This is a genomic window from Microbacterium sp. NPDC089320 (genome assembly GCF_040684875.1).
Taxonomy (GTDB): Bacteria; Actinomycetota; Actinomycetes; order Actinomycetales; family Microbacteriaceae; genus Microbacterium.
In genome coordinates, this window is the sequence record NZ_JBFBGY010000003.1 from 39,276 (window position 1) to 56,238 (window position 16,963).

Below are 16,963 nucleotides of genomic sequence, written 5' to 3' on the forward strand. Positions count from 1 at the left end.
GTCGCTCGGGATCGCTTTTCAGAGTGGCCGGAACCGCGCGGTACGCGTACCTGAGAGATTGGCGGGGAGGCTTGCTCCTTCGGTGCCCGGCTGCATTCGCCGGGGCTCTCCCGCGTGGGTCATTCGGCCTGTCTTCACTTGTGGCCTCAGTCTAGCGGGTCGATGTCGTCGGCACAGGCCGCCGAGCACTGCGCTCCCCCGACGCCGACACAAACGCCGACGCCGACACGGACGACGACGCGGACAGGTGTTGGCGTCGGGAGAGCCCGAGGTGCGGACGCGGGTCAGCGACCCGCCAGCTCGGCTCGGACCTCGTCACGCAGGCGCCCCAGGTTCTCGGGCTCGGGCGCGGCACCAAGCAGCGTCTTGGTGTACTCGTGCTGGGGATGCAGGATGACCTGGTCGGCGGGCCCGCGCTCGACGACATCGCCCTTGTAGAGCACCATGATCTCGTCGCTGAAGTGGCGTGCGGTGGCGAGATCGTGCGTGATGTACAGCACGCCGAGGTTCTCCTCCCTCTGCAGATCGGCCAGCAGGTTGAGCACCCCCAGCCGGATCGAGACGTCGAGCATCGACACAGGCTCATCCGCGACGATGAATCGCGCACCCGGGGCGAGCGCCCGGGCGATCGCCACGCGCTGTCGCTGGCCGCCGGACAGCTCATGCGGGCGACGATCGGCGAAGCTCTCGCCGGGCGACAGCCGCACACGCTCGAGCAGCTCGACCGCACGCGCACGCACCTCGGTGTTCGAGAGTCTCGGGTGGTGAAGCCGGATCGGCCGCTCGAGGTGATGGATGATCGTATGGAACGGGTTCAGTGAGGCGAACGGATCCTGGAAGACCATCTGCACCTGCGAGCGGTACTCCTCCACGGCGCGGCCGCGCATCCCCGCATCCTTGCCGTCGAGCAGGATCTGTCCGCTGGTCGGCGTCTCGAGCTTCATCAGCATCCGGGCGATGGTCGACTTGCCCGACCCGGACTCGCCGACCAGGGCGACCGTCTTGCCCGCCTCGATCGTGAACGAGACGTCCTTGACGGCGTGCAGGATCGACGTCTTGAGACCGGACCGCAGCGTGAAGTCCTTCACCAGGTTGCGGGCTTCGAGGGTGGGAGCACTCATCGGATCTCCTGACTGGGCTGGTTGCCGGTGCGGACGAAGTCTCCGCGCTCGCCGGTCAGACTCGGGAAGCTCGACAGCAGCCTCTTCGTGTACTCGTGCTGGGGCGAGCGGTAGATCTCCTCGGCGGTCCCCTCTTCGACGATCTGCCCCTGCAGCATGACGGCGATGCGGTCGCTGATCTCGATCAGCATCGGCAGGTCGTGGGTGATGAAGATCACCGCGAAACCGAGCCGCTCGCGCAGTCGCATGATCTCGCGGATGATCCCGCGCTGCACGACGACGTCGAGCGCCGTGGTCGGCTCGTCCATGATCATCACCTGCGGATCCAGCGCGAGCGCCATGGCGATCATCATGCGCTGGCGCATGCCACCGGACAGCTCGTGCGGAAAGCTCGTCAGCCTCGACGGATCGACCCCGACGAGTGTGAGCAGCTCCTCGGCCCTCGCCTGCTTGTCCTGTCGGGACATGCCGGGTCGGTGGGTGTCGAAGATGTCGAAGATCTGCGCCTTGACGCTGATGACCGGGTTGAGCGAGTTCATCGCCCCCTGGAACACCATCGAGATCTTGTCCCAGCGGAACGCCCGCAGCCCGTCGCCGTCGAGTGCGACGATGTCGATGTCGTGACCGTCGCGATCGTGGAACACGATCTCTCCGCTGGTCATGAGCGCCGGAGCTTTGAGCAGCCGGTTCATGCCGTAGGCGAGCGTCGTCTTGCCGCACCCCGACTCCCCCGCGAGGCCGAGGATCTCGCCCCGGTGGAGAGTGAGCGAGACGTCGCGGACCGCCTTGACGGGCGGGTCCACCTCATATTCGATCGACACGTTGCGTGCGGTCAGCACGGCATCCGGAGCGCTCATGCGGCGACCCCTTTCGTCTTTGCCGCCTTGCGCAGGCGCCGAGCGGCGTCGGGCGCGTTGCGCAGCTTGGGGTTGATGACCTCGTCGATCGCGAAGTTGATGAGCGAGAGGCCCGCGCCGAGCAGAGCGATCATCACTCCCGGCGGAACGAACCACCACCAGGCCCCTCGTCCCAGCGCCTGACCCGACTGCGCGTCGTTGAGGATCGTTCCCCAGGTGATGGACGAGTTCGGACCCAGGCCGAGGTACGACAGCCCCGCCTCGCCGAGGATCGCGAAGATGATCGCGAAGAGGAACTGCGCGGTGAGCAGCGGCAGCAGGTTCGGCATGATCTCGACCAGGATGACGCGGAAGGATCGCTCCCCGGCGACCTTCGACGCGTAGACGTAGTCGCGGGTGCGCAGGGACCTGGTCTGCAGACGGAGCACGTAGGCCGCTCCGGCCCACGACGTGATGCCGAGCACGAACGCGACGAGCTGCCAGCTGCGCTGCGGGACGAACGAGGAGATCACCATCACCAGCGGCAGGCCGGGGATCACGATCATCACGTTCGTCAACAGCGCCAGGGTGTCCTCGCGCCAGCCGCCGAGGTATCCCGCGAGGACTCCGAACAGAAGCGACAGGATGATGGCGATGCCGCCCGCGACGACACCGACCAGGAGCGAGCCCTGTGCACCCGTCGCGAGTTGGGCGAACATGTCGTTGCCCAGCTTCGTCGTGCCCAGCCAGTGTTCCGGCGACGGGGGAAGCAGTGCCGGGTTGTCGGTGCTCCGGGGGTCCTGCGCGAAGATCGGCGCGATGATCGCGAAGAGCACGATCGCGAGCACGATGCTCGCGCCGACGATGAACTTCGACGAGGAGGTCGGCAGCACGCGGCGACGCTTGCGGCCGCGCTGCGTCGCGAGCGAGATCGTGCTGGCGGGCTGGGTCATGGGCTGATCCTTCGTGATCAGCACTGCGTTCTCGGTGTCAGACATTCTGGCGAGCCCTCGGGTCGATGAAGCCATAGACGAGGTCCATGATGAAGTTGGCGGCGAGCACCGTGATGGTGATGACGAGGAACAGCCCCTGCATCAGCGCGTAATCGTTGTTCGTCACGGCCTGGAACATCAGCTTGCCGATGCCCGGGTAGGTGAACACCTGCTCCATCACGATCGACCCGGCGACCACGAATCCCAGGGTGATCGAGAAGCCCGCGATCGAGGGGATCGCCGCGTTGCGGGCGGCGTACGTGGTCATGATGCGACGCGGACGGAGCCCCTTGGCCTCGGCCGTGAGCACGTAGTCCTCCGACATGGTCTGCACCATCATGTTGCGCATGCCGAACATCCAGCCGCCCACCGACGAGATCACGATGGTCACGGCGGGAAGGATGGCGTGGTAGAGCGCGTCCATGAAGAACGCCCACGTCGGCTCCGGGCCGTCGGGGAATTCGAAGACGTCGTAGCCCCCGAAGATCGGGAACCAGCCGAGTCCGACCGCGAAGACCGAGACGAGCAGGAGCGCCATCCAGAAATACGGGATGGACTGCAGCACGGTGGTCGCGGGGATCAAGTGGTCGACCCAGGTGCCGCGCTTCCATCCGGCCCAGGCTCCGAGCACGACGCCGAGGATGAACGAGATCACGGTCACCGTGCCGACGAGGATCAGCGTCCAGGGAAGAGCCTGGCCGATGAGCTCGCTCACCGGTGTGGGGAACTTGGTGACGGACACTCCGAGGTCGCCCTGCAGCATGCGACCCCAGTACGCGATGTACTGCTCCCAGAGGGACGAGTCATCGCCGCCGAGCAGCAGCTTGATGTTGCGGATCGTGGTCTCGGAGACCTCGCCGCCCGCTCGCTGCATCTTGGCGATCATGATGTCCGCCGGGTTCCCCGGCATGAGCCGGGGAAGCAGGAAGTTGAGTGAGATCGCGGCCCACAGCGTAAACGCGTAGAACCCGATTCTTCGTGCATAGAACTTCATGTCACTGACCGTGCTTCCTGCTCCCCCGACTCCTGTGGTTACTTCGCCGGCTCGAGCTGCGTCAGGATGTAGCCTGCCGCGATCGCGCCCCAGGACGGCGGGAAGGCGTAGAGGTCCTCCTCCGTCGGCCAGCCCGTGAAGTCCTTCGTGTTGTAGAAGGTCTGGGTCGCGTTGATCACGAGCGGGATGTACGGCAGGTCACGAACGATCTCGGTCTGGATCGTGCCGTACAGCTCCTTCTTCTCCGCCTCGTCGTTCGTGCTGATCGCGGCCTGGACGGCCGTGTCGACGACGGGGTTGCTGTAGCGGCTGAAGTTCCAGCGACCGGCCGGCACCTCTGTGCCCACGGCCGCGGTCGACCCGACGGTCGTGCCGCCGAACCAGTCGCGGTAGATCTGGAACGGGTCGGCCACCGAGGTGCCGATGACGCCACCGACGATCAGCTGGAATTCTCCGCCCTGGCGGGCGTCCGAGAACTCCTGCCACTGCACGGTCGACGCCGTCACCTTGATGCCGGCCGCCTCGGCCTGCTCGGCGATCAGCTTGGCCGCATCGTTGTAGTCGGTCCAGCCGTCGACCGAGATCAGGCTGAGCTCGAGCGGCACGCCGTCCTTCGCGTAGTAGTCGCCGTCCTTCGCGTAGCCGGCTGCCTCGAGGATCTCGCCCGCTTCGGCGGCGTTCGCCTCCTGCGGGCTGACCTCGTTGGCCGGGTCCGCGACCCACTTCTCGTCACGAGGCAGCAGCGCGAACGTCGGAGAGATGTCGCCGGTCAGACCGACGAACGCCTTGTCCTTGATGGCGGCACGGTCGATCGCGACGTTGAGCGCCTGACGCACGGCGACATCCGTCTGCGGACCGGAGCAGCCGAGCTCGGCGTTCGAGCAGGTGTACAGCACGGTCGGGTCCTGCGGGGTGTTGATCCAGTCGATCGCTCCGTTGCCCGTGACGTCGTCCGGATTCGGGATGAACATGCCCGTCCAGTCGAGCTTGCCGGCGGCGAGCAGATCCTGTGCGGTCTGGTTGTTGTCGACGGCGATGTACTGGACCTTCTTGACTCCGAGCTCGTCCGCATCGCGGAAGTTCTCGTTGGCGACGAGCGTGTACGACTCGCTCGTCGTCTTGTCGACCACGTACGCGCCGGAGCCGACCGGCTCTTCGTTGGCGAAGTTCGCGAAGTCGGTGACGTCCGCCCACACGTGCTCGGGGAGGATGTAGGTGGAGCCGAGACGCTGGAACTCGGTCGTGTACTGCGCGGTCGTGTAGGTGAGGACGACGGTGGTGTCGTCGGTCGCCTCGGCCGAGACGAGACCGTTGCCCTCGGGGTTGTTCGCCTCATAGGTGAAGGAGAACGCGACATCGGCGGCGGTGAGGGGTTCGCCATCGCTCCATTTGAGGTCGGGCTTGATGGTGACCGTGATCACGGTGCCGTCCTCGTTGTACTCGTACGAGTCTCCGATCAGGCCGACGGGCTCGGAGTCCGCCGTCTTGTTGAAGAAGAACAGCGGTTCGTAGATCGGCCCGAGTGCGCCGTGGAGCACGGTCGGAGCGAACGGGTTGTAGTTCGCGGTGATGGGGGTCTGGCTGCCGGCCCAGACACGAAGAGCACGGTCGCCGTCGCCACCGCTCCCCTCATTGCCTCCGCCTGCGCCACATGCCGTCAGGCCCAGGGCGAGGACGGACGCCCCCGCCACAGCGGTGAGCGCGATCTTGCGCCTTCCGTTACGGATCATTCTGTATTTCCTCTCGGTGCTGCACTGCAGGAGGGATCTCCGGTGGGAGCCGAGCCCCGGGCGGGACTCGTGACAGATCCCCGCGAAAGGGATTTGTTAGGACAGTAACCTAACAAATAGCCAACGGGGCGACAAGACTCCGGAACGCTGGTATATAACGTTTCGGCCTCAGGGCCGGATGGCCGTCATAGTGCTGCACTAAGGGTCGCGGGGACACTATGATCGATCGCGGAGGTTAAGGTACAGATGACTCAAACACGTGGCATCGACGTCGCCGTGTCGACGGTGATCCTCACTCTGCGCCGCACAGAGGAAGGTCGGGCTGTGCTCGCGCTGCCACTCGTGCTGCGCACGCGCGAGCCGTTCGAGGGGCAGTGGGCGCTGCCGGGCGGCTGGCTCACCTCGGCCGAATCCCCGGTGGACGCGGCGGCGCGCACTCTGGCGGAGACCACCGGCCTCACCCCCAGCTACCTCGAGCAGCTCTACGCCTTCGGCGCCGTCGACCGCTCCCCCACCCGCGTCGTGTCGATCGTCTATTGGGCGCTGCTGCGGCAGGACGACGTCGACGCGCAGAGCGCCGCCCATCGCGCGTCCGGTCGGGCTCCCGAGAACGTGCGATGGGTCGACCTCGACGACCTGCCGACACTGGCCTTCGATCACACGAAGATCGTCGAGTACGCCCTGTGGCGTCTGCGCAGCAAGGTCGGCTACAGCCGCGTCGCCCACGGCTTCCTCCCCGCCGAGTTCACCCTGGCCGATCTCCGCGAGGCGTACGAGGCCATCCTCGGGAAGCACCTCGATCCGGCGAACTTCCGCCGTCAGGTCGAATCCGCCGGCAACCTCCTCCCCACCGACCGGTTCCGCACCGGAAACCACCGCCCCGCGCGCCTGTACCGCTACAACACCGATGTCGAGCTGGCCGATCGCGGTCCTCTCGGCCCCGAGGAGACGAGCACCCGATGAGCATCACCTTCGTGCCCACACCCGTCGTTCCGCCGATCGACCCGTCGGTCGCTCACGCGATCCAGTCGATCGTGTCCGGCGCATCGACCGATCCGACGTGCGCGACCGACCTCGCCGCCGGCCCCTGGGACTTCGATGCGAGACCCGGCTACGGGCCCGGGTCGTCCATGGGCGACGTCATCCCCACCGGCGCCCCGCGGCAGGGCGAGCTGCCCGCCGAATACCGCGAGGCGAGTGAGGCAGATCTCGACGAGCGCATCCGCGCCGCCAAGGCGACCCTCGGCGACCGCGCCGTCGTGCTCGGACACTTCTATCAGCGCGAAGAGGTGGTGCGGCACGCCGACTACGTCGGCGACTCGTTCCAGCTCGCGACTGCCGCGAAGGAGCGCGCGGATGCCGAGGCCATCGTGTTCTGCGGCGTGCACTTCATGGCGGAGACCGCCGACCTGCTCTCGGGCCCCGACCAGGCCGTGATCCTTCCCAACCTGGCAGCCGGGTGCTCGATGGCCGACATGGCCGACATCGATCAGGTCGAGGACTGCTGGGAGCAGCTCGCAGACGTGCTCGGCGATCTCGACGCGCCGGACGCGGACGGACGCGTGCCCGTGATTCCCGTCACGTACATGAACTCCTCCGCCGCGATCAAGGGCTTCGTCGGACGCCACGGAGGGATCGTGTGCACCTCCTCGAACGCGCAGACCGTGCTCGAGTGGGCGTTCGCGCGCGGTCAGCGAGTGCTCTTCTTCCCCGACCAGCACCTCGGCCGAAACACGGCGAAGGCGATGGGAGTGCCTCTCGACCGGATGCCGATGTGGAATCCGCGCCAGGCGCTCGGCGGCTCCTCCGCCGCGGAACTCGTCGACGCGCGAGTGATCCTCTGGCACGGATTCTGCTCCGTGCACCGCCGGTTCACGGTGGATCAGATCGACCAGGCGCGTGCCGAGCACCCGGGCGTCCGGGTGATCGTGCACCCGGAGTGCCCGATGGCGGTCGTGGACGCGGCGGACGACGCGGGCTCGACCGACTACATCCGTCGAGCGATCGCCGCCGCGACCGCGCCGACCACCTTCGCGATCGGCACCGAGATCAACCTCGTCCGCCGCCTCGCAGCGCAGTTCCCCCAGCATGAGATCTTCTGCCTGGACCCGGTGGTGTGCCCGTGTTCGACGATGTACCGCATCCACCCCGGCTACCTGGCCTGGGTGCTGGAAGAGCTCGTCGCAGGCCACACACCGAATCGGATAACGGTGACGGCGGACGTGGCCGACCCCGCTCGCGTCGCCCTCGAGCGGATGCTGGCGGCGAAGCCGCCCGTGGTGGCGAGCGCACGATGAACGTCGTCGTCGTCGGCTCGGGCATCGCCGGACTCACGACCGCCCTGCACGCGCACGAGGTCGGCCACGCGGTCACGATCGTGACGAAGGGCGCCGTGGGCGACGGGTGCACGGGCTACGCGCAGGGCGGTGTCGCAGGGATCTACGGCGTCGGAGATTCGGCGGCGCACCACGCCGCCGACACGATGGATGCGGGAGCGGGCCTCTCGGATGCTGCCGCCGTCGACGTTCTCGTGCGCGACGGTGCGACCAGGATCGCCGAGCTGATCTCTCGCGGCGTCGCGTTCGACCGCTCCCCCGACGGGGAGCTGCTGCTCGGACGAGAGGCCGCACATCGGCACGCGCGCATCGTCCATGCCGGCGGGGATGCCACGGGAGCGGCGATCGCCCGCGCTCTGGTGGCCGCCGTCCGCGACGTCGACATCACCGTCGTTGATCGCGCCTTCCTCGCCGACCTGATCGTCGAGAACGGCATCGTGCGCGGCATCCGTGTGGTCGTCGACGGTGTGACCTCGGAACTGTCCGCCGACGCCGTGGTGCTCGCCACGGGCGGTGCCGGGCACCTGTATGCGCACACGACCAACCCGCTGGGCACGACCGGCGACGGCATCGCCGCGGCTCTGCGGATCGGGGCAGCGGTCGCCGACCTCGAGTTCGTGCAGTTCCATCCGACGGTCCTGGCCGACGGCTCTGCATTCCTCGTCTCCGAGGCCGTCCGCGGCGAGGGCGCGACACTGATCGACGCCGACGGCCGACGATTCGTCTTCGACAGCCATCCGGACGGCGAGCTCGCCCCCCGCGATGTCGTCGCCCGGGCGATCGCCCGCCAGTCCGCGCGACAGGGCTCTTCCGTGCGTCTCGACGCGACCGCGATCGGGGAGAGCAGGCTCGCGGAGCGGTTCCCGACGATCGATCGCGTGACGCGGGAACGCGGGCTCGACTGGGCAGCGGAACCGGTGCCCGTGACACCCGCCGCCCACTATCTGATGGGAGGCATCGTCACCGACCTCGACGGGCGCACCTCGGTTCCCGGGCTGTTCGCCGTCGGTGAGGTGGCGCGCACCGGTGTGCACGGCGCGAACCGTCTCGCCTCCAATTCACTGCTCGAAGGGGCGGTCTTCGGCGCGCGCGCTGCAGCCGCGCTCGGCTCGCCGTGGCCGCAGTCCGGGGTGACCCTTCCCGCCCCTGCGCCTCTCGCGCCTCCGCTCGGTGAGTCGGATGCCGCCGGCGGAGGCGCTCTCGGCGCCGACTTCAGTCGGGCAGCTCTGCAGCGCCTGATGTGGGACCACGTCGGCCTGCTGCGCTCGGATGAGGGCCTGCGGCACGCCGCAGCCACGGTCGACCGCTGGCTCGCCGTGGCTCCCGAGCCCGCCACCGTCGCCGAGCGCGAAGACGCGAACCTCCTGCTGCTCGCCCGCGCGGCGGCCTCTGCCGCGCTCGCCCGCACCGATTCGGTCGGCGCACACTTCCGCGAAGCCGTCGCCTCACCACTCCTGGAGATCGTCTGATGCTCACCGCCGCCCACATCGCCCGCGTCGTCAGCGCGACCCTCGAGGAGGACGCCCCCTGGGGCGACCTGACGAGCGCGACCCTGCTTCCCGCGGACGCCACCGCCACTGCCGACCTGGTCGCTCGCGAGCCGGGCACCTTCAGCGGCGGCGAGGTGTTCACGGCCGCCTTCCGCCTGACCGATCCGTCGATCGAGGTCGACGTGCACGTGGGCGACGGGGACGCCTTCGAGGCCGGCGATGTGCTCGCCTCGGTATCGGGCTCCGCCCGCGGCATCCTCACCGCCGAGCGCATCGCTCTGAACTTCACTCAGCGGATGAGCGGTATCGCGACGGCCACCGCTGCGTATGTGCGCGCGATCGAGGGAACCTCGGCACGGATCGCCGACACGAGGAAGACGACCCCCGGCCTGCGTGCGGTCGAGCGGCACGCGGTGCTCTCGGGCGGCGGGCACAACCATCGGTTCTCGCTGTCCGATGCCGTGATGGCGAAGGACAACCATCTGGCGGTTCTGAAGCGCTCGGGCCTCGATCTCGCCTCGGCCCTGCGCGATGCTCTCGCTCGACTGCCGCATACGACGCACGTGGTCGTCGAGGTCGACCGGCTCGATCAGATCCCGGCCGTTCTCGACGGCGGGGCGCACACGGTGCTGCTCGACAACTTCTCACTCGACGACCTGCGCGCCGGAGTGGCCCTGATCGGCGATCGTGCGCAGGTCGAGGCGTCGGGCGGGGTCACTCTCGACACAGTCGGGGCGATCGCAGCGACCGGGGTGGATGTCATCTCGGTCGGCGCGCTGACGCACTCTGCACGAGCCCTCGATCTCGGTCTCGACGTGCGGATCGACTGACGGGGATGCTCTATCTCGATCACGCCGCGACAGCTCCGGTGCGCCCGGAGGTCGTCGAGGCCATGCGCCCGTTCCTGACCGGAGTCTTCGGCAACCCGTCGAGCCACCACACGTTCGGCGAGGCTGCGGCGAGCGCACTCGACGACGCGCGATCACGGGTCGCCCGCGCGCTCGGTATGCGTGCGAGCGATGTGATCTTCACGTCCGGCGGAACGGAATCGAACAACCTCGCGGTCAAGGGCATCGTGCTCGCCGCGCTCGCACGCGGACGCCGGCACCTGCTCGTCTCCCCGATCGAGCACGAGTCCATCCTCGAGTCAGCCGACCACCTGCGGCGCTTCCACGACGTCGAGGTGACACCGCTCCCTGTCGATGGCCTCGGCAGGATCGCCGTCTCGGCTCTCACGCAGGAGCTGCGCGATGACACCGCCCTGGTCGCTGTGGGGCACGCGAACAACGAGATCGGCACGGTGCAGGATGTGGCCGGCCTCGCGGCAGCGGCCAGAGAGGCGGGCGTTCCGCTGCATGTCGACGCCGTGCAGTCTGCCGGGTGGCTGCCGCTCAACGGCCTGGGAGCGGATGCGGTCGCGATCGCCGGGCACAAGATCGGGGCCCCGAAGGGGATCGGCGCCCTCGCCGTGCGGGGGCGCATCCCGCTCGAGCCGCTTCTGCACGGTGGCGGCCAAGAGCGAGGACGCCGGTCGGGCACCGAGAACGTCGTCGGCGCCGTGGCCCTTGCCACAGCGCTCGAGCTCGCCGAGGCCGATCGCGAGGAGGCGAGCTCCCGGGTCGCTGAAGCGACGGGCCGATTCATCGACGCGGTGCGCGCATTCGTGCCGCAGGCGGCGCTCACCGGCGACCCCCTGGCGCGGCTGCCCGGCACGGCCAGTTTCACCTTCGCCGGTGTCAGCGGCGAGGCGGTTCTGCTCGAGCTCGAGCGGCGGGGGGTCGTGTCGTCGAGCGGTTCGGCCTGCGCCGCCGGCAGCGACGAGCCCTCGCACGTGCTTCTCGCGTGCGGCGTGTCGCCGTCGGTCGCGCAGACCTCGGTGCGCTTCACCTTCGGGCGCGAGCCGCTCCCGCACGATCTGCCTGAACGTCTCGCCGAGCTGGTCGCCGAATCGGTGCGCGCGGTCGCCCGCTCCTGAGGGGCGAGCGCGACCAGACCGGCCATAGACTCGGCTCGTGACCGCCTCCGCCCCGATCGTGACCCTGATCGTCCCCGGCCGCGACATCGGCGCGCTCGCGCCGGCCGCAATCGAGTCCCTGCGCTCGCAGACCGAGACGCGATGGAACGCGATCCTCATCGACGACGGCTCTCAAGACGACACGGCGGAGATCTTCGCCGCTGCCGCCGCGGGGGATCCGCGGTTCCGGGCGGTGCGGCACGAGGCGTCCCGTGGCCTGGGCGCCGCGCGGAACGTCGGCATCGACCTCGTCGACACTCCCCTGATCGGCTTCCTCGACGGCGACGACGAACTCACCCCCTCGGCTCTCGAACGACTCATCGGAACGCTCACCGAGACCGGCAGCGACTTCGTCGCCGGCGCCTACGTGCGGTCGCGTTTCGACGGCGAACGCTACGTCGCGGGCCGCGTGCAGCCCTGGGTGTCGGCAGCGACGTCGCCTGTGCGGCTCCGCACGACGATCATGGACCACCCTCGCGCGAGTGGGAACATCGTGGCGTGGTCCAAGGTCAGCCGCACCGAGTTCTGGACCGACCTGAGGTTCCCCGAGGGCGTCGCCTACGAGGATCAGGTGGTGGCGCAGCTGATGTACACCCGGGCGCGCAGTTTCGACGTCATCCCCGACACCGTGGTGCGCTGGCGTCTGCGGGCGGACGGCACCTCGATCACGCAGGGGCGCGCGAGGCTCCCCGTGCTTCGCGACTATCTCTCGGCGCTGCGCGGAGGAATCCGCGTGCTGCACGAGGCCGGAGCACGCGCCGCCGTCACTGCCCGGCTCGAGCTGATCCTGGCCATGGATCTGCCCCCGCTGATCGAGATCGCGCGCACGCACTCGGACCCCGAGTACTCGGCCGAGGTCGACGCGTTCCTCGCCGAGATCGAAGCACTCCCGGAGTACTCCGCCGCGCGCCCCGATCCCGCACTCACCGCCGCGCTGGCGTGGTGACCCTCGCACCCTGGAGACCGATGAACCAGTATCTCGCCGACCTCTTCTCGCTCGAGGGGCGCACAGCGATCGTCACCGGAGGCAGTTCGGGCATCGGACGCGGCATTGCGACCGCACTCGCGAACGCGGGCGCCTCGACCGTGATCGTGGCGCGCGGCGAGGCACGAATCGCCGAGACCGTGGCAGAACTCACCCGCACCGGATGCCGGGCGGCCGGGGTCGTGGGAGACCTCGGCACGCGGGAAGGGATCCGAGCCGTCGCCGAAGCGGCCGTCGAGCCGTTCGGCGAGCCGGACATCCTGGTCAACTCCGCGGGGATCAACATCCGCCCGCCGTTCGCCCAGATCACCGAGGAGGACTGGGACGCGACCATGACCGTCAATGCGCTCGCCCCGTTCCTGCTCGGGCAGCGCTACGCCAGCGGCATGGCCGAACGGGGCTACGGGCGCCTGATCCACATCAGCTCCCAGCAGGCGCATCGCGCCTTCGTCGGCAGCGGCGTCTACGGCGCCTCGAAGGGGGCGGTGGAGTCGCTGATGCGCTCGGAGGCCGAAGCATGGGGAGGCACGGGAGTCACGAGCAACACCCTCGTTCCCGGGTTCGTGCTCACCCCGCTGAACGCTCGGCTGCAGGAGGACCCCGACCAGATCGCCGCGCTCGCCGCACGGACCATGATCGGACGCAACGGGCTGCCGTCGGATTTCGCAGCGGCAGCCGTGTTCCTCGCCGGTGCCGGCTCGAGCTATGTCACCGGGCAGTCGCTGTTCATCGACGGCGGCCTCTCGGTGCACTGAGCACGCCTCAGCCCTCGGCCGGGTAGACCCTCTGATCGGCGCGGGACACGTCGAGCAGCGGAACCGGAGCGGTGAGCGCGTCGACCGCATCCGCGCCGGCGGAATCCTCCGGCGCTCTGTCCGCCCGACGGTCGGCGAGAGCGGCGCGCACGCCGCCCGAGACAGCCGTCTCGACCGCCCTCTCCGTGTCGAGCACACGAGATGCCGCCACCTGCTGCGCGGCGAGCTCGGCATACAGACCGCCCCGCGCGAGGAGCTCAGCGTGGGTGCCGGACTCCACGATCAGACCGGCTTCGACGACGTGGATGACGTCGGCCCCCATGATCGTCGAGAGTCGGTGGGCGATCGTCAGCGTCGTGCGTCCCTTCGCCGCTTCGTCCAGCGCCTCCTGCACGACACGTTCCGACACCGTGTCGAGAGCGGAGGTCGCCTCGTCGAGCAGCAGCACCGGCGGGTCCTTCAGCAGCACCCGCGCGATCGCGATGCGCTGCTTCTCGCCGCCCGAGAGCCGGTATCCCCGCTCCCCGACCACGGTGTCATAGCCGTCTTCGAAGCCGCTGATGATGTGATGGATGTTCGCCGCGGTGCAGGCCGCCACCATCTCGTCTTCGGTCGCGTCGGGTCGGGCGTACAGCAGGTTCTCGCGGATCGTGGCGTGGAACAGGTACGTCTCCTGCGACACGATGCCGACCTGGTCGATGATCGACTCCTGCGTGAGGGTCTTCACGTCCGCTCCCGCGAACAGCACGGCGCCACCGTGCGCCTCATACAGTCGCGGCGCCAGATACAGCACCGTCGTCTTGCCCGCACCCGACGGACCGACGAATGCCACGTGCTGACCGGGCTCAGCCACGAACGAGACGCCCTGGAGGGTGGGACGAGCGTCGGGCGCAGCATCCGGGTAGCGGAAGACGACATCGGCGAACTCGATCCGGCCTCGCGGCCCCGGCGCGTCATCGACCCTGATCGCGTTCGGCGCGTCCTGGATCTCGGGCACCAGATCGAGGTATTCAAAGATGCGCGCGAACAGCGCCGACGACGTCTGCAGGTCGAGCGACACCCGCATGAGGCCCATGAGCGGCTGCAGCAGACGCGCCTGAACGGTGGTGAAAGCGACGACGGTTCCGGCGGTGATCGCACCGGTGCCGCCGGCGATCAGGTATCCCGACACGAGGTAGATGACCGCCGGCACGCTCGCCATCAGCACCTGGACGACGGCGAAGAACCCCTGCCCGCTCATCGCCCGGCGCACCTGCAGCCGCACCTGATTACGGTTCTCGGCCTGGTACCGCTGGGACTCGGTGCGCTGCCGGTTGAACGCCTTCGACAGGAGCATGCCCGAGACGCTCAGAGTCTCCTGCGTGATCGAGGTGAGCTCCGACAGCGACTCCTGGGTCTCGCCGGCGATGCGGGCCCGCACCTGCCCGACGCGACGCTGCACGATGACGAGGAACGGCATGAGCACGACCGCGATGAGCGTCAGCCGCCAATCGATGAGGATCATCGCGACGAGAGAGGCGATGACCGTCACGACATTGCCGAGGATGCTGGTGACGGTGTTGGTCAGGACGCCCGAGACGCCGCCGACGTCGTTCTGCAGTCGCGATTGGATCACGCCGGTCTTCGTCCGAGTGAAGAATCCGAGCTCCATGGCCTGCAGATGCTCGAAGAGACGCACCCGCAGATCCCCCGTGACGCTGTTGCCGACGGTCGAGGTGAGCCAGGTCTGAGCCACGCCGAGGACGGCGGACAGGAGGAAGAGCCCGACCATCGCCGAGACCAGCCAGATCAGGAGCTGCAGCTGGGGCCCGCCACCGTCGACCGGGAACAGCGCATCGTCGAAGATGCGCTGCACGATCAACGGCGGGACCACCGCGATCGCTGCGCCGATCACGACCAGAACGCCGGTCCAGAAGATGCGCCAGCGATAGGGACGGAACAGCGCGATGACACGGGATCCGAGCCCGCTGATGCGCGGCGCCTCGGCATTGAGCCGACGCTGTGCGCTCTCGTCCATGCCGCGGAATCCGCCGCGTCCTCCGCCACCCATGCTCATGTCGCCAGCGTAGTCAGCGCTCAGGACGCCCGGACGCGCTGCGCGTCCGGACGCATCCGCTGAGAGCGGATTCGGACGGATGCGGAATGAAATGTCCGAACCTGTGGTTACGCTGAATGGTCGCCGCGCACTTGCGCGATCTCCCCCGTTTCTTCAGTGCCTAGGAGGCCGTATGTCTGCCGTCGACACCGGGTCGATAACCACGCCCCCTACCGCGCCCAGCGGCGAGATCGCCCGCAGCGACATGCGCGTGATCTGGCTCCTGCTCGTCGCCGCGTTCGTCGCGATCCTCAACGAGACGACCATGGGCATCGCGATCCCGCATCTGAACGCCGACCTGGGCATCCCGCCCGAGCTGGGTCAGTGGCTGACGAGCGCGTTCATGCTGACGATGGCGGTCGTCATCCCGACCACGGGGTTCATCCTGCAGCGGTTCACGACCCGCCAGGTCTTCATCGCCGCCATGATCTCCTTCTCGCTCGGAACCCTGGTCGCCCTCGTGGCACCGGGCTTCGGGGTCCTCCTCACCGGCCGCGTCATCCAGGCCGCCGGCACGGGAATCATGATGCCTCTCCTCATGACGACGATCATGAACGTGGTCCCCGCTCAGTCGCGCGGACGCATGATGGGGCGCGTCGGCCTCGTCATCTCGCTGGCACCCGCCATCGGCCCGACCCTCGCCGGTGCGGTCCTCGAGACGCTCCACTGGCGCGCGCTGTTCGCGATCATCCTCCCCATCGCGCTGGTGTCGCTGCTCATCGGCGTCAAGTGGATGACGAACCTCGGCGAGACCCGCAAGGTCCCGCTCGACGTGCTGTCCATCCCGCTCGCGGCGCTCGGGTTCGGCGGCATCGTGTTCGGTCTCAGCCAGTTCGGCGGCGAAGGCGGCTCGGGCGAGACCGCCGGTGTCATCGCACTCGTCGTGGGAGCCGTCGCACTCGCGCTGTTCGTCTGGCGCCAGCTGGTGCTGCAGCGCGTCGACGACGCACTGCTCGATCTGCGCGTGTTCCGCTCGGTGAACTTCACCTTCTCGGTGATCATCATGACCATCCTCGCGCTGTCGATGTTCGGCACGCTGACCCTGCTGCCGCAGTACCTGCAGAACGTCGCAGGCCTCAACGCGCTCGAGTCGGGTCTCATCCTGCTTCCGGGCTCGGTGCTGATGGGACTGCTCGGCCCTGTCATGGGTCGCGTGTACGACGCACGCGGCACCCGCCCGCTGCTGATCCCGGGCACGATTCTCGTGTCGGCGGCGCTGTTCTACTACTCGACCGTCGGCGAGCACACGGTGTGGTGGGTCCTCATCATCGTGCAGGCGGCGATGTCGGTCGGACTCGCGATGTCGTTCACGCCGCTGTTCTCCGCCTCGCTCGGATCGCTGCAGCGCTCCCTGTACTCGCACGGCTCCGCAGTGCTGAACACTCTCCAGCAGGTCGGCGGCGCGGCAGGCGTGGCGGTGCTGACGGTGACCTACTCCGCCATCCTGCACGCCGGCGAGGCCGAGGGACTGCCCACCGCGGTCGCCGGTGCACCCGGTGCGCGCATGGCGTTCCTCATCGCCGCGATCATCTCGCTGGCGGCCGTGGCCCTGAGTCCGTTCGTACGCAAGCCCGCAGACGATGTCTCCGGCGGAGCGCACGGCGGGCACTGATCG

The 16,963-nt window shown here is 68.5% G+C and carries 14 protein-coding genes and 1 riboswitch; of the genes, 8 read left to right on the top strand and 6 right to left on the bottom strand.

What is annotated here, in order from left to right; all coding sequences use genetic code 11:
* Positions 1–28 precede the first annotated feature (28 nt).
* Positions 29–123, bottom strand: a riboswitch (glycine riboswitch).
* 161 nt (positions 124–284) lie between these two features.
* From AB0N61_RS08780 to AB0N61_RS08800, 5 genes are read right to left on the bottom strand one after another with little or no spacing between them, the layout of a single operon-like run.
* Entirely contained in the window at positions 285–1,121 is an 837-nt protein-coding gene (locus AB0N61_RS08780) for an ATP-binding cassette domain-containing protein (RefSeq protein WP_363363245.1), read from the bottom strand.
* Positions 1,118–1,978: an ABC transporter ATP-binding protein gene (locus AB0N61_RS08785; RefSeq protein ID WP_363363246.1), complete on the bottom strand. Its 861-nt coding sequence runs from the start codon at positions 1,976–1,978 to the stop codon at positions 1,118–1,120. Before AB0N61_RS08785 ends, AB0N61_RS08780 begins: the two co-directional genes overlap by 4 nt.
* A complete protein-coding gene (locus tag AB0N61_RS08790; RefSeq protein ID WP_363363248.1) occupies positions 1,975–2,910 on the bottom strand; it encodes an ABC transporter permease in 936 nt (311 codons plus the stop codon). Before AB0N61_RS08790 ends, AB0N61_RS08785 begins: the two co-directional genes overlap by 4 nt.
* A gap of 37 nt (positions 2,911–2,947) precedes the next feature.
* The gene (locus AB0N61_RS08795; protein ID WP_167946573.1) at positions 2,948–3,943 is read right to left on the bottom strand and encodes an ABC transporter permease; all 996 of its coding nucleotides are present in this window, start codon (positions 3,941–3,943) and stop codon (positions 2,948–2,950) included.
* Positions 3,944–3,981: 38 nt separating this feature from the next.
* Entirely contained in the window at positions 3,982–5,673 is a 1,692-nt protein-coding gene (locus tag AB0N61_RS08800; protein WP_363363250.1) for an ABC transporter substrate-binding protein, read from the bottom strand.
* A 246-nt stretch (positions 5,674–5,919) separates the two neighbouring features.
* Here AB0N61_RS08800 and AB0N61_RS08805 point away from each other — a divergent pair, with 246 nt between their 5' ends.
* From AB0N61_RS08805 to AB0N61_RS08835, 7 genes are read left to right on the top strand one after another with little or no spacing between them, the layout of a single operon-like run.
* Complete coding sequence (locus AB0N61_RS08805; RefSeq protein WP_363363252.1) at positions 5,920–6,636, top strand: NUDIX domain-containing protein; 717 nt, start codon at positions 5,920–5,922, stop codon at positions 6,634–6,636.
* Positions 6,633–7,970 carry a quinolinate synthase NadA gene (gene nadA, locus AB0N61_RS08810; protein ID WP_363363254.1) on the top strand — a complete coding sequence of 446 codons (1,338 nt, stop codon included), beginning with the start codon at positions 6,633–6,635 and terminating at the stop codon, positions 7,968–7,970. Before AB0N61_RS08805 ends, nadA begins: the two co-directional genes overlap by 4 nt.
* Entirely contained in the window at positions 7,967–9,478 is a 1,512-nt protein-coding gene (nadB, locus tag AB0N61_RS08815; RefSeq protein WP_363363256.1) for an L-aspartate oxidase, read from the top strand. The genes nadA and nadB overlap by 4 nt, the downstream gene beginning before the upstream one ends.
* Positions 9,478–10,329: a carboxylating nicotinate-nucleotide diphosphorylase gene (gene nadC / locus AB0N61_RS08820; RefSeq protein ID WP_363363258.1), complete on the top strand. Its 852-nt coding sequence runs from the start codon at positions 9,478–9,480 to the stop codon at positions 10,327–10,329. Before nadB ends, nadC begins: the two co-directional genes overlap by 1 nt.
* A gap of 5 nt (positions 10,330–10,334) precedes the next feature.
* A complete protein-coding gene (locus AB0N61_RS08825) occupies positions 10,335–11,474 on the top strand; it encodes a cysteine desulfurase family protein (RefSeq protein ID WP_363363260.1) in 1,140 nt (379 codons plus the stop codon).
* A 37-nt stretch (positions 11,475–11,511) separates the two neighbouring features.
* Positions 11,512–12,459 (top strand): glycosyltransferase family 2 protein, encoded by a 948-nt coding sequence (locus AB0N61_RS08830; protein ID WP_363363262.1) that lies wholly within the window; start codon positions 11,512–11,514, stop codon positions 12,457–12,459.
* A gap of 20 nt (positions 12,460–12,479) precedes the next feature.
* Positions 12,480–13,253, top strand: coding sequence for an SDR family oxidoreductase (locus AB0N61_RS08835; protein ID WP_363363264.1), 774 nt, complete (start codon positions 12,480–12,482; stop codon positions 13,251–13,253).
* 7 nt (positions 13,254–13,260) lie between these two features.
* Here the strand turns inward: AB0N61_RS08835 and AB0N61_RS08840 are convergent, their stop codons facing one another.
* Positions 13,261–15,309, bottom strand: a complete 2,049-nt coding sequence (locus AB0N61_RS08840; protein ID WP_363363265.1) for an ABC transporter ATP-binding protein — start codon at positions 15,307–15,309, stop codon at positions 13,261–13,263.
* Between the two features lie 172 nt (positions 15,310–15,481).
* Between AB0N61_RS08840 and AB0N61_RS08845 the strand changes: the two genes are divergently transcribed.
* Positions 15,482–16,960, top strand: a complete 1,479-nt coding sequence (locus tag AB0N61_RS08845; protein ID WP_167946553.1) for a DHA2 family efflux MFS transporter permease subunit — start codon at positions 15,482–15,484, stop codon at positions 16,958–16,960.
* The last annotated feature ends 3 nt before the right edge of the window (positions 16,961–16,963 follow it).